This window comes from Micromonospora sp. NPDC092111, assembly GCF_044755745.1.
Classification (GTDB): domain Bacteria; phylum Actinomycetota; class Actinomycetes; order Mycobacteriales; family Micromonosporaceae; genus Micromonospora.
On the sequence record NZ_JBIVRQ010000006.1, the window covers coordinates 34,039 to 47,006 of the forward strand.

Here is a 12,968-nt window from a genome sequence, read left to right on the forward strand (position 1 = left end):
TCGCCTTGTCGGGGCATATAGTCGGCTCCGGACAGTCAGTGTGACATTCGTGCAATAGCGAAACATATTCGTTTCGCCTCGTCCTGGGTGGGCGACGAAATAAATGAAACCGTCGCGGGTCCCGCAGTGCGCCGTCGGGGCCCCGGACGAAGGTGAGAAACCGTCATGCCGTTCCTTCGCCGCCCCCGGGCGCTGACCGCCGTCGCGACGGCGGCAGTTCTCGTCGCCGGAGCCCTGACCGTCGGCTCGGTGCCGGCGCTGGCCGTCGGATCGGCGCTGTTCAACCAGCCATTCCACAACAACACCGCCGACGGCATCGGCCCGGTGGTGCTGCCCGGCGTGCCGGCGGGACAGGGCACCAACACCGCCTGCCTGACCGCCGCCGGCAACTCGACGTCCGGCCCGCTGCTGAGCTGCCCGGCGCCCACGGATCCGCAGGGCTCGGGGAAGCTCCGGTTGACCGATGTCGCCACCAACCAGCTCGGTGGGGTGTTCTCGGCGGCGAGCGTGCCCACCTCGGAGGGCCTCGACATCACCTTCGACTCCTACCAGTACGGCGGCAGCGCCCCCGGGGCGGACGGGCTGGCCTTCGTCCTGGCCGCAGTCGATCCGGCGAACCCGCTCTCCCCGGCGGTCACCGGCAACCGCGGCGGATCACTCGGCTACTCCGCCGCGTTCAACGGTGGCAGCGCCGGGCTGTCGAACGGCTACCTGGGCATCGGCATCGACGTCTTCGGCAACTACAGCAACAGCACCTACCAGGGGTCGGGCTGCACCAACCCGCCCTACATCGCTACCACCGGACGGGTTCCCGGCCAGGTCGTCGTCCGGGGACCCGGTCGCAACGGGGTCGGCTACTGCGCGATCAACAGCACCGCGACCACCACCTCGTCGCCCGCCCTCGCCCTGCGCGCGGCGACCCGCCCCGCGTCGGTGGTGCCCGTCGAGGTCGTCATCAACAGCACCGGCGTGGCCTTCACCACCACCTCCGGCATCACCGTCCCCGCCGGCGAGTACCGGGTCCGCTTCACTCCGGTGGGCGGGGCGGCGATCACCCTCCATGGCACCCTGCCCACCGTCTCCACGTCGTTCTATCCCTCGCCGAACTGGGTCAACGCCAACGGGATCCCCAAGCAGTTGGCCTTCGGCTGGGTCGGCTCGACCGGCTCGGTCACCGACTTCCACGAGGTGGACAACACCGCCGCCGTCACCTTCAACCCGGTCCCCGACCTGAACGTCTCGCAGACGAGCTACAACCTGTCGACGCTGAACCCCGGCGACCCGGTCACCTACGCGGTCACCGCGGGGGTCGACGCGGGGGTGGCCGAGACGGCGCCGATCTCGGTCACCCAGACGTTGCCGGCCGGCGTGACGCCGGTGGGAGCGTTCGGATCGGGCTGGACCTGTGGCACGGCGGTGGGGCAGACCATCACCTGCCTGAACAGCAACGGGCCGTTCGCCGGGGGCACGTCGTTACCACCGATCACGGTGGTGGCGATCGTGACCGCGAGTGGCGTGACCCCCACGTTGGTCCAGACCGCGACGATGGTGACCTCCTCGTCGAACGATGCCAACCCGGGCTTCGCCTCGTCCACCACCCCGGTCACCCCGCCGACCGCACCCAGCGGCATCACCGTGACCCCCGCGCTGAGTTCGACCGCCGGCGGCATAGCGGTGACCGTCGGCGGCAGCAACATCTCGGGGGCGACGGCCATCGAGATCGGTACGCCTGCGGAACAGCAGGCCGGTACGCCGGTGGTCCTGCTGCCCTGCCCGTCCGGTCCCGCACCGGGCTGCTTCACCGTCAACGGCGACGGCACCCTCGCCATCTCCTCCATGCCGGCGCGGGCCTCGGCGGCCACCGTCACCGTCACCGTCGTCACCCGTGGGGTGGCGGCGTCGGCGCCGTACGTGTACGCCGCCGCGCCGGCCGCGCCCACCGCGCCCACCGCGACCGCGGGGATCACCAGCGCCACCGTCTCCTGGACCGCGCCGGCCAACAACGGCAGCCCGATCACCGGTTACGTGGTCACTCCCATCCGCAACGGGGTGACCCAGCCGACCCAGTCGTTCGACGCCTCCACGACCAGCCGCACCCTGACCGGGCTGACCGCGGGCGCGTCGTACACCTTCCAGGTGGCGGCGGTCAACGCCTTCGGGACCGGTGCGAACAGCCCGGCCTCGACGGCGGTCGTGCCCTACGCCGTGCCGGCGGCCCCGACCATCACGGCGGTCAGCGCCGGCAGCAACGCCGCGACCCTGAGTTGGACCGCGCCGGCCAGCAACGGCTCGGCCATCACCAGCTACGTCGTGACCCCGTACATCGGCGGGGTGGCCCAGGCCGCGCAGACCTTCTCCAGCGCCGCCACGACCCGGACGATCACCGGGTTGACCGCCGGCACCACGTACACCTTCCGGGTGGCCGCGACCAACGCCGCGGGCACCGGTCCGGCCTCCGCCGCGTCCACGGCCGTCACCATCAACGCCTCGCCCAGCCTGAACTTCCCGCCCCCGCCGGCGGGCGAGGTCGGCGTCGGCTACTCCGACCAGTTGACGGTCACCGGCGGCACCGCGCCGTTCACCTGGTCGGTCAGCGTCGGATCGCTGCCTCCCGGGCTCACCCTGAACCCGGGCACCGGGCTGCTCTCCGGGACGCCCACCCAGGCCGGGAGCTTCCCGTTCACCGTGCAGGTGACCGACGCCAGCGCGCTGACCGCCAGCAAGGCGGTGACCCTGGCCGTCGCGGCGGCACCCACGTTGAACTTCCCGCCCCCGCCGCCGGGCGACGTCAACGTGGTCTACTCCGACCAGTTGACGGTCACCGGCGGCACCGGCCCGTTCACCTGGTCGGTCAGCGCCGGGTCGCTGCCTCCCGGGCTCACCCTGAACCCGAGCACCGGTGTGCTCTCCGGCATTCCCAGCACCGCGGGCAGCTTCGGCTTCACCGTGCAGGTCACCGACTCCTTCGGGCGTACCGCCACCGAGCCGGTCACCCTGCTGATCCGCCAGACCAGCACCGTCGGACTGACCTCGTCGACGACGGCCACCACCTTCGGCACCACGGTGACCTTCACCGCCACCCCCGGACCGGTACCGGTGACCGGGTCGGTCACCTTCACCTCGACGTCCGCCCTGGGGGTCGTCACCCTGGGCACCGTGCCGCTGTCCGGTAACACCGCGAGCCTGAGCGTCGCGCTGCCGGCGTTCAACACCAACACGGTGACAGCCACCTACAGCGGCGACACCACCCACGGCACCGCCACCTCCGGCCCGGTCGCCGTGCAGGTCTCCGCCACGGTCGGCGAGCTGATCATCAACCAGCTCCGGTTCTCCGGACCCGGCGGCGGCAGCGACCAGTACGTCCAGCTCTACAACACCGGCCCCACCCTTCCCCTCGCCGGGTTCACCATCGCCGCCGCCTCCGGCGCCTCCCTCACGCTGCCGTCGACCGCACCCACCCTGCCCACCGGGCACTCCTACCTCGCGGCGGCGGCCGGCTACTCGCTGGACGCGGTGACCGCGCCGGACATCAGCACCACCAGCCTGGGCACCGGCGGACTCAAGGTCGTCGCGCCCGACGCCGCCGCCACCGCCACCGACGCCGTCGGCTCCAGCGGCGCCGGCTACTTCAGCGGTACGCCGCTGCCGACCCTCACCGGCACCCCCACCAACCAGTACGCGTTCACCCGGCTCAGCCTCGCCGGCCTGCCGCAGAACACCCAGAACAACAACGCCGACTTCAAGCTGGTCTCCACCACCGGTGGCCTGGTCGGAGGCAGCCAGTCGGCGCTCGGCACCCCCTCGCCGCAGGGCACCGCCTCGCCGTACCAGCAGAACGGCATCCTGCAGTCCACGCTGCTGGCCCCCACCGTCGCCGCCACGACGGCACCCAACCAGGTCTACGTCCCCGGCGTCGGTGCCGCCCCGGGAACCCTCACCGTCCGGCGGATGATCACCAACCGTTCGCTGACCGCGACCATCACCACCGCACAGCTCAGGGTGACCAGCCTCAGCGAGGCCAACGGCGCGCCCAGGCCCGGGGTGCCGGTCCAACCGGCCCGTCCGGCCCGGCTGCGGATCGTCAACCCGGCCGCGCCGACCAGCAGCGTGACCCTGCCCGGCGGGGCCGTCGTCACCGTGCAGAACCTGTCGGTGAACTCGCCGGCCACGGCCACCCCCGGCGGTGGCCTGGCCACCACCCTCACGATTCCGCTGCCCGGCGGCGAACTGGCACCGGGCGAATCCGTCAACATCGCCCTGACCTTCGCCGTCGACGCGCCCGGAACCTTCTGGTTCGGCTACAACGTGGACGCCCTCGGCGCCAGCTCCGCCGCCGCCCGCAAGCGCACCGCCCAGCCGGCCCCGGAACACCCGCGTGCGGCCCGGCCAGCCCTGATCGTTGGGCAACTCGGCCGGCGCTGACGCCCGCCGTCGGGCTTGGGTGACCGGAGGAATCCGCCAGGGCGACCTCGGCGGATCCCGCTGGGCAGGTCGGGGTCAGGCGTCCGCTGCTGGTGTCCCTCCACGCCTACCGCGCCGGAGCGGGCCTCGGTGTCGTCGAGGCCCGGCTCCGGCGCGGGTCGCCGTGCGGACCGAGCCGGTCGTCGGCGTCGACGGTGGTGCCGAGGTCGAGGGGCTCGGCGGCGGTGACGGGGCGGCGACCGCACTGCCGCAGCTCGGTGCACTGTGTCCTTCCGTGAAGGGTGCCCATCCGGGGCGCGAAACCGTGGTTCCGGTACGCGCACCCGCCTGCTGTCAGGTTCCCGACGCCGGGCGCGGGGCACCCGTGTCCCAGGTGATTTCGAAACCACTCTCATGCCATCTGAGCTGGGAAGACTGGTAGGAATGGATCGAGATTCGTCGCCCTGGAACGGGGGGCGGGTCGAGTTTGTCGCCGGTCATTCGCGCGGTTAGGGGTACGCAGTCCGGGCAGGAGTCGAGCGGCTGCCACTTCCTCCCTCCGCAGTGGCCCACCGTCCCCGGACAGGGAGAAGCTTCTATGTTCCTGGTGCATCGCGTCCACCCACGGGCGGCCTTCGCCGCCGCCCTGGTCATCCTCCTCAGTCTGCTCGTCGCCCCCACCTCCGCCTCGGCCCGTGACCCCGGGCGGTCCGCCGCGCCAGCGTCGTCCCAGGTGGCCCACCGCCGGCTGCTGAACACACCGACCGCCACGGCGGCAGCCCCCGACACGCCAGCACCGCGACCGAAGCCCCCGGCGGCGTTGGCCGCCCCCACCGCCACCCGCTTCGGTGCCACTGCCACGGTCACCTGGAAGGCGCCGGCCTCGGCCGGCAACGCCGTCACCGGGTACGTGGTGACCACCTACCGTGACGGCAGGAAGGGCCGGTCGTCGGCCTTCGACGCCTCGAAGACCAGCCGGACCATCTCCGGGCTGGCGGCGAAGGGCACCTACACCTTCACCGTGGCCGCGAAGAACGTCGCCGGCACCGGCCCGGCCAGCCCACGCTCGAAGGCCGCGAAGCTGCTCGCGCTGCCGGCCGCGCCGACCATCATCGCGGTCACCGCGGACACCGCCTCGGCGCTGCTGAGCTGGACCCCCGGCCCTGACGGCGGGTCGCCGATCACCGGCTACGAGATCCACCCGTACATCGGTGGGGTACGCCAGGCCGCCCAGACGTTCGGCCCGGCCACCACGAACACGGTGACCGGTCTGGTTCCGACCACCACCTACACCTTCACGGTGGCCGCCCGCACCGCCGTCGGGACCGGCCCCGAATCCGCGCCGTCGTCGGCGGTGATCGCCAACGTGTCGCCGACGTTGCTGTTCGACGCGCCCACCGAGGCCACCCTCGGGATCGCCTACACGGCCACTTTGAACGTCACCCACGGCACCCCGCCGTCCACCTGGTCGATAGCGTCGGGAAGCCTCCCGCCGGGGCTGATCCTCAACCCGACCACCAACGGCATCTCGGGCGTGCCGACCCTCGCCGGCCAGTACCCGGCGGTGATCCGGGTCGTGGACGCGGCGGCCCGCTCCGGCACCCGGCTGATCGTGCTGACCGTCAACAAGGCGCCCACCCTGGTCTTCCCGCCGCCGCCACTGGCCGAGGTCGACGCGATCTACTCCGACCTGCTCACCGTCGTCGGTGGTACCGCACCCTTCACCTGGGGGTTGGCCGACGGCGCGTTGCCACCGGGCCTGACCTTCGAGCCGGCCACCGGCCTGATCTCCGGACGGCCGACCACCGTCGGCGCCTACCCGTCCACCATCCGGGTCACCGACGCCAACGGGTTCAGCGCCACCCAGGCGATCCGCCTGGTGGTGCAGCCGAAGAGCGTGGTCACCCTGACCGCCTCCACCACCGCGACCACCTTCGGATCGTCGGTGCACTTCCAGGTGCTCATCGGGCCGGGGCAGGCCGACGGAACGGTGACGCTGATCGACGAGCAGCCCAACGGCGTCGAGACGCGGCTCGGGACCTTCCCGGTGGCGCTCAACCGGTCGGTCTTCGACCTGCAGTTGCCGGCCTTCGGCCTGAACGCGTTCCGGGTGCAGTACGACGGGGTCTCCCCGCACGCCGAGGCGGTCTCCAACGTGATCGAGGTCGAGGTGTCGGCGGTGCCGGGTCAGGTGCTGATCAACCAGTTCGCCCAGTCCGGGATCAGCGGAATCACCGACCAGTTCGTTTCCCTGGTCAACATGACCAGCCTCGCCCTGCCGATCGCCGGGTTCCGGATCGAGGATCCGGGCGGCGTGGCGCTCGTCGTTCCGGGCGCCGCCCGGGCACTGCCGCCCGGCCACGCCTTCCTGATGGCGTCGCCCGGCTACTCACTGGTCAACATCCAGCCTGACCTGGTGGTGTCCAACCTGGGGCAGAACGGCCTGCGGCTGCGCGCCTCGGACACCGCACACACCGTCGTCGACGCCGCCGGGTCCGCTCCCGGCTACTTCGAGGGCACCCCGTTGCCGGCCTTCGGCAGCCCGCCGTTCGTGCCCCACGCCTGGAACCGGCTGGGCGTCGGCGGCCAGCCGCAGGACACCAACAACAACGCGGCCGACTTCCGGCTGGTGGCCAGCGTGCACGGCCCGGTCAACGGGGTGCCGTCCGCGCTGGGCTCCCCGTCGCCGCAGAACAGCCTGGGCACCTACCAGCAGAATGCCGCGATGCAGTCGACGCTGCTCGACCCGGGTGTCGCCCAGGGCGTCGCGCCCAACCGGGTCCGCGTCCTGGGCAGCCCGGGGACGCTGACCATCCGGCGGACCATCACCAACCGGTCCAGCGCGCCGATCACCCAGGCCCGGGTCAGGATCACCAGCCTGAGTCAGGTGAACGGGGCGCCGCTCCCCGGCGGGACGACCCCGGCCGTCTACTCCCACCTGCGCCTGGTCAACCCGGTCAACCCGACCAGTTCGATAACGATCAGCACCGGGCAGACGCTGCTGGTGCGCAACCTGTCGATGGACGCCCCGGCGACCGATCCGCCGGGCGGCGGGCTGGCCACCACCCTGACGATCCCGCTCGAACTCGGTGGTCTGCGGCCGGGCGGGCAGGTGAACATCGCCATGACGTTCGCGGTCGACACGCCGGGAACGTTCTGGATCGCGTACGACATCGACGCGCTCGGCGGTGGTGCCGTGCCGACGGTGGCCAAGACCAGCAAGGCAGCCAAGTCCGCCACGTCGGCGAAGCAGCGGGCGCTCGACGCCCACCGGCTGGCCGAGTCGAAGAAACTGAGTCTGATCACCGGCACGCTGCGCTGACGCGCGGTTGCCGACGAGGTGCGGGTGGCGCGTCAGGAGGAGCGTCACCCGCACCGGGTCAGCGGTGCCGGTCGTTGATCGGAACATGAACGGGGCGATGATGGGGACGACCGGACGGTCGGTCTACGGACTGTGCGTGCACGGGCTCGACGAGGTCGAGGAACTCCCGCCGGCGGACGTCCTCCGGCCGGGATCGCCGTCGGTGTTCGTCCGGCAGACCACCGCCGAGGCGCCGCCGCTGGTGCGGACCGACCTCGACGGCGGGGTACGGGTGCTCGCCGACGGGCGGACCCTCGCCGTCGACCGGCGACGGGGCACCGCCACCTTCCACGGTCCGCCGCTCGCCCCCGACGTGCTGGCGCATCCCTACCTCGCCCCGGTGGCGACCATCTTCAACCGGTGGGCCGGGCGGGAGACCTTCCACAGTGGCGCGTTCGTGCACGCCGGCCGGGCCTGGGCGGTGCTCGGCCCGCGTACCGCCGGCAAGAGCAGCCTGCTCACCGCGCTGGCCGCCCGGGACGTCCCGGTGGTCGCCGACGACATCCTGGTCGTCGACGGCACCGACGTGTACGCCGGCCCGCGCTGCATCGACCTGCGGCAGCCCGTGCCGGGGGCGGCGCTGCCCACCCGTACCGCCCGGGCCGGTGACCGGCTGCGGGTCGGGTTGCCCCCGATCGCCGCGCGGACCCCGCTTGGCGGCTGGCTCTTCCTCGGCTGGGGCCCGACGCCCGCCATGACCCGGGTGACCGGCCCGGACCTGCTGGCCCGGCTCGCCGGCTGCCGGTCCTGGCACCACCTGCCCACCGATCCGACGGCCCTGCTGAGCCTCGCCGCCCTGCCGGCGTGGGACCTCGCCCGGCCGCGCGACTGGACGGCGCTCGGGCCGACGCTGCGGCTGGTGGCGGAGACCCTCACCGCCGCACGGGCCGTGGCGGTGTCCCGGTGACCGCGCCGCCGACCGCCGCCGCAGCCGCCTGGCACCTCGCGCTCGACGCGACCGCCGTGACGACCTGCGCCCGACTGGCCGACCGGGGGGTGCCGGCCATCCTGCTCAAGGGCGCCGGGCTGGCCCGTCGGCTCGGCACCGAGGGACGCCGGGTCTACACCGACGTCGACCTGCTGGTCGCGCCCGACACCTTCGACCGCGCGGAGCGGGTGCTCACCGAGATGGGCTTCCGCAGCGCGTTGCCCGAGGGCCGTCAGGACCCCCGGCTGGTCTGGTACGAGCGGCCGTGGCGGGCGCCCGGCCCGGTGCCGCTCGTCGTCGACCTGCACCGGGCCTTCCACGGGGTGGCCGACCCGGCGGCGTTCTGGGCCGTGCTGTCCGGGTCGGCGCAACGGCTGCCGCTGGCCGGCGGGACGGTGCTCGTCCCGGACGCCGGTGCGGCGGCCCTGCTGGTCGCGCTGCACGCCGCCGCCCCGGCCCGCTCCGACCGGCCGTACGCCGATCTGCTGCGCGCGCTGGAGGTCCTTCCGGTCGAGGTGTGGCAGGCCGCGGCGGTGCTCGCCGAGCGGGTCGGGGCGGTGCCGCTGTTCGGCTTCGGGCTGCGGCTGGCCCCGGGCGGGGTGGCACTGGCGGACCGCCTCGGGCTGCCCCAGCGGTCGACGTCGGAACAGTGGACCCGGGTGCGTCGGGTGTCCGGCCCGGCGCACGTGCTGGCCCAGCTCGCCGAGCTGCCCACCGGCCGGGACCGGCTGCGGCACCTGGTGCCGCACCTCTTCCCGCCGCCGGCGGCGATGCGGCACGCCAGTCCGCTGGCCCGGCGCGGCCCGGCGGGTCTGCTGGCGGCGTACCTGTGGCGGCTCGCCCGGCACGTCGTCGGACTGTCCCGGGTGCTGGGGGAGTTGCGGACGGCGGCCCGGCTCGTCCGACGGTCCGGTCGTGCCTGACCGGCCCCGGTCGGTGCCGGCTGCCGTGGTCCGGGCGTTCCGGCGCGGTGGTGTCCCGGCGGTGCGGACGGCCCTCTGGGCGGGCTGGGCGGTACGTCGGGTACGCGCGCAGTTGGTCCGGCGCAGCATCGACGACATCCGGCTGCCGGTCCCGCCGTCCGGGGCCGGCGCGCACCGAGACGTGGTGCTCGGTGTGCTGCGCCGGACGGGGGCCAACTGCCTGGAGCGCGCGCTGGTGCTGCAACGCTGGTACGGCGGTCAACTGATCGCCCGGACGGTCGTGATCGGGGTCACCGCCCCCAGCGCCGGTTTCCACGCCCACGCCTGGCTCGACGGCGACACCGACGCCGAGCGGGAGGCCATGGTGGAGATCCTCCGCCGGCCCGCCCCGCCGGCCTGGCTGGGCGAGAGGACCTGAGGCCGGTCAGGGCCCCGGCAACAGGCCGTGTCGGCGCAGGTCGTCGAGGAAGGCGGCGACGTCGGCGGCGGCCCGGTCCCGACCCTCGGGAGCGTCGTCCAGCAGCGCCGCGACCAGGTCGGCGTGGGTGGCGCCGTCGACCAGGCGGCGCCACAGCAACGCCCCGGGGCGGTCCAGCCCGAAGTAGACCGACCGGCTGGTGTCCAGGACGACCACCTCGTCACCGGCCACCCGCCAGGCCACCCGGGCCGGATCCACCCGGTGCACTGTCTCCTGCTGTTTCACCAGGTCACCTCCGCGTTGGAGTCAGCTCTTGTCGGCGCGGCATCCGGGGCCGGCGCCGGTTCGGCCGCGAGCCAGAGTTGCTGCACCAGGGCGGCCGTGCCGCCGGGGATCGGCCAGCGGGACCAGATGTCCCGGAGCCGGGCCACGTCGATGAGGTCCGGGTCCGCGCCCGTACCGTCCCAGGACCGGACGAACTCCCGGGTCGGGGTCCGGAGGAAGACCTCGAGAAACCGGGCCTTGCGGCGGGGGGCGGTGACCTCGGCCGGCAGCGCGCCGCCGGCGATCTCGGCGAGCAGGCCGTCCCGGGAGGTTCGTCGGCGGTGCCCGGCCAGCGCCGTCAGCGCGGCCAGGAAGCCGTGGTCGAGCAGCGGGTGGCCCAGCTCGACGGCGTGGTCGTCGGCGACGGCGGTGAAGGCCGACCGGGTCATCAGCAGGTCCCGGCGGCGGGCGTGCCAGGCGGTACGCGGGCCGAGCCGACGCGGTTCGGCCCGCTGCTCCGCCCGCAGCGCCCGGTGGACCTGCCGCGCCACGTCCGCCCGCAGCCAGGGGAAGAGTCGGCCCGGCCGGTGTCGTCGGGGCAGCTCGCGGGCGAGCGTGTGGGCCCGCGCCAGCCGGGCTCGCGCCGTCGGGGGCGGCGGCCGGCGCCAGCCCGACAGGATCTGGTCGCCGCCCAGGCCGGTGAGCAGGCTTCCGCCGGTGGCCAGCTCCACCACGGGCAGGTGCAGGTGCAGGTTCACCGGATGCCGTACCCCGTAGCGGCGCAGGAACCGCCGGGCCACCGGGCCGATCAGGTCCAGGTCGTCGTCGGCCCGCAACACCTGCCACGATCCGCCCAGGTGCAGTGCCGCGACGACCCGGGCCTGCCAGGCGGACTCGTCGGCCCGGGGGGCGCCGGTGAACCGCCAGGTGACCGGGACGGGGTCGGGCAGCCCTTCCCGTCTGGCCACCCGGGCGGCCACGGCGAGGACCAACGACGAGTCCAGGCCGCCGGAGAAGCTCACCACGCAGGGCGGCCGGCGCAGCGCGGGCAGCACCGCCCGGTCCAGCGCGGCGAGTGGATCCGGTCCGGCCGGCGGACCGGACCGGTGGATCGGCGGACCCACGCCCAGCACCGTGCCGGACGCGATGTCGAAGGGGGTCGGACGGAGCATGGCACCTCAATCGCGGGTCAGGTTTCCGCGGGCGGCGGCGATCCGCAGCGCGTGCCCGAAGGCCCAGATCGACAGCGGCAGCAGCAGCGCGGTGGCGGCCAGCAGGGCGAGCGCCGAGGCGGCCCAGGCGCCGCCGGACAACGCGGCGCGCAGGCCGTCCAGCGCGATCCGGCTGGGCAGCACGGCGGTCAGCGCGGGTAGGACGCCGGGCAGCGCGGCCACCGGGAAGTACGTGCCGGACAGGAAGGACAGGCCGACGACCAGCAGCCGGGCGGCGGCGTCGCCGTGGCCGGCGGCGACGGCGAAGGCGGTCAGCGCGATGCCGACGCCCATCATCGCCGTGCTGCCCGCCACCAGGACGGCGGCCACCCCCCACCAGTCGGCCCGTTCGGTGTGCAGGCCGAGCAGCGTGTGGAGCAGCAGCAGGTAGACACCGGAGCGCAGCAGCGCGAAGAGGAACGGGTGTGCGGCCGTGCCCACGGCGAGGGCGGACACCGGCACCGGCTGGGCGGCCAGCATCTCCAGCGTGCCGCTGCGTTGTTCCCGGGTGATCCGGGAGGTCAACTGGGTGCTGGCGGCCTGGAGGACGAGCATGAAGGTGATGCCGACCGCGACGAAGTCGAAGTAGCTCGCCGAGTGCAGCGGGTGGGTTGACCCCGGTGGCGTCAACACCCGGGAGATGAGCAGGAAGACGAGCAGGTTCACCACCCCGAACGCCAGGTCGAGCAGCAGTGGCAGCCGGAGCAGGTGCCACTCGCCCAGGTCCCGCCGGACCAGCGCGAGCACGGCCCAGCCCCCGCCGCCCCGCTCGTTGTGTCGGGTGGCCCGGCGGATCGGGGTGGGACCGGCCGGCGCGGGGGTGGGGTGGGGGCGGGTCAGCGGGGTCATCCGGTCGTCGCCAGGGTGAGTTGCTGCTGGCACCGGCTCCGGTCGTCGGCGTGGTGGGAGGCGACGACGCAGGTCAGCTCCGCCCGCCGGTCGATGGCCTGCCAGAGCTGCTGCCGGGCCTGGCCGTCGAGGGACCGACCCGGCTCGTCGAGGAGCAACAGCGCGGGTTCGGCGACGAGGGCGCGGGCGATGCTGACCCGGGCGCGCATCCCGGCCGAGCAGCGGGCGACCGGGACGGTGGCGTAGTGGGCGATGTCGAGTTCCTCCTCGATTCCCGCGACGGCGGCACGGACGGCCCGCCTCGGGAGCCGGAGTCGGGCGACGAGCGCGATGTTCTCGTGTGCCGAGAGCTTCTCGTAGAGGCCCTGTTCCGGGGCCAGGCACACGCCGGTCGCCCGTCGGGCGGCCGGCGAGCCGACCGGGTGGCCGGCGACGGTGGCGTGCCCGGCGCTCAGGGTGAGCGTCCCGGACAGGCACCGCAGCAGGGTGGTCTTGCCGGATCCGTTGGGACCGCCCAGGAACAGCCGGTCGCCGGCCGCGACGTCGAGGTCGAGAGCGGTGAAGACGGCCCGTCGACCGAACCGCCGGGTGGCCTGCCGCAGGTGCAGCATCA

The 12,968-nt window shown here is 73.8% G+C and carries 9 protein-coding genes; 5 read left to right on the forward strand and 4 right to left on the reverse strand.

Going from position 1 to position 12,968, the window contains the following annotated elements; genetic code table 11:
• The first annotated feature begins 165 nt into the window (after positions 1–165).
• From ACIQG9_RS14520 to ACIQG9_RS14540, 5 genes are all read left to right on the forward strand, one after another.
• Positions 166–4,422 carry a fibronectin type III domain-containing protein gene (locus ACIQG9_RS14520; RefSeq protein ID WP_400401778.1) on the forward strand — a complete coding sequence of 1,419 codons (4,257 nt, stop codon included), beginning with the start codon at positions 166–168 and terminating at the stop codon, positions 4,420–4,422.
• 577 nt (positions 4,423–4,999) lie between these two features.
• Positions 5,000–7,723 carry a fibronectin type III domain-containing protein gene (locus tag ACIQG9_RS14525; RefSeq protein ID WP_400401781.1) on the forward strand — a complete coding sequence of 908 codons (2,724 nt, stop codon included), beginning with the start codon at positions 5,000–5,002 and terminating at the stop codon, positions 7,721–7,723.
• Between the two features lie 97 nt (positions 7,724–7,820).
• Entirely contained in the window at positions 7,821–8,669 is an 849-nt protein-coding gene (locus ACIQG9_RS14530) for a hypothetical protein (protein WP_400401783.1), read from the forward strand.
• Positions 8,666–9,613: a nucleotidyltransferase family protein gene (locus ACIQG9_RS14535; protein ID WP_400401785.1), complete on the forward strand. Its 948-nt coding sequence runs from the start codon at positions 8,666–8,668 to the stop codon at positions 9,611–9,613. Before ACIQG9_RS14530 ends, ACIQG9_RS14535 begins: the two co-directional genes overlap by 4 nt.
• On the forward strand, positions 9,606–10,031 hold the full coding sequence (locus ACIQG9_RS14540; protein ID WP_400401787.1) for a lasso peptide biosynthesis protein: 426 nt from the start codon (positions 9,606–9,608) through the stop codon (positions 10,029–10,031). The genes ACIQG9_RS14535 and ACIQG9_RS14540 overlap by 8 nt, the downstream gene beginning before the upstream one ends.
• A 6-nt stretch (positions 10,032–10,037) precedes the next feature.
• Here the strand turns inward: ACIQG9_RS14540 and ACIQG9_RS14545 are convergent, their stop codons facing one another.
• The 4 genes from ACIQG9_RS14545 to ACIQG9_RS14560 are packed head-to-tail and all read right to left on the reverse strand — an operon-like array spanning position 10,038 to position 12,966.
• Positions 10,038–10,316, reverse strand: coding sequence for a PqqD family protein (locus tag ACIQG9_RS14545; protein WP_400401790.1), 279 nt, complete (start codon positions 10,314–10,316; stop codon positions 10,038–10,040).
• The gene (locus tag ACIQG9_RS14550; protein WP_400401792.1) at positions 10,313–11,467 is read right to left on the reverse strand and encodes an asparagine synthase-related protein; all 1,155 of its coding nucleotides are present in this window, start codon (positions 11,465–11,467) and stop codon (positions 10,313–10,315) included. Before ACIQG9_RS14550 ends, ACIQG9_RS14545 begins: the two co-directional genes overlap by 4 nt.
• A gap of 6 nt (positions 11,468–11,473) precedes the next feature.
• Positions 11,474–12,355 (reverse strand): ABC transporter permease, encoded by an 882-nt coding sequence (locus ACIQG9_RS14555; protein WP_400401794.1) that lies wholly within the window; start codon positions 12,353–12,355, stop codon positions 11,474–11,476.
• Entirely contained in the window at positions 12,352–12,966 is a 615-nt protein-coding gene (locus tag ACIQG9_RS14560; RefSeq protein WP_400401797.1) for an ATP-binding cassette domain-containing protein, read from the reverse strand. Before ACIQG9_RS14560 ends, ACIQG9_RS14555 begins: the two co-directional genes overlap by 4 nt.
• Positions 12,967–12,968 lie beyond the last annotated feature (2 nt).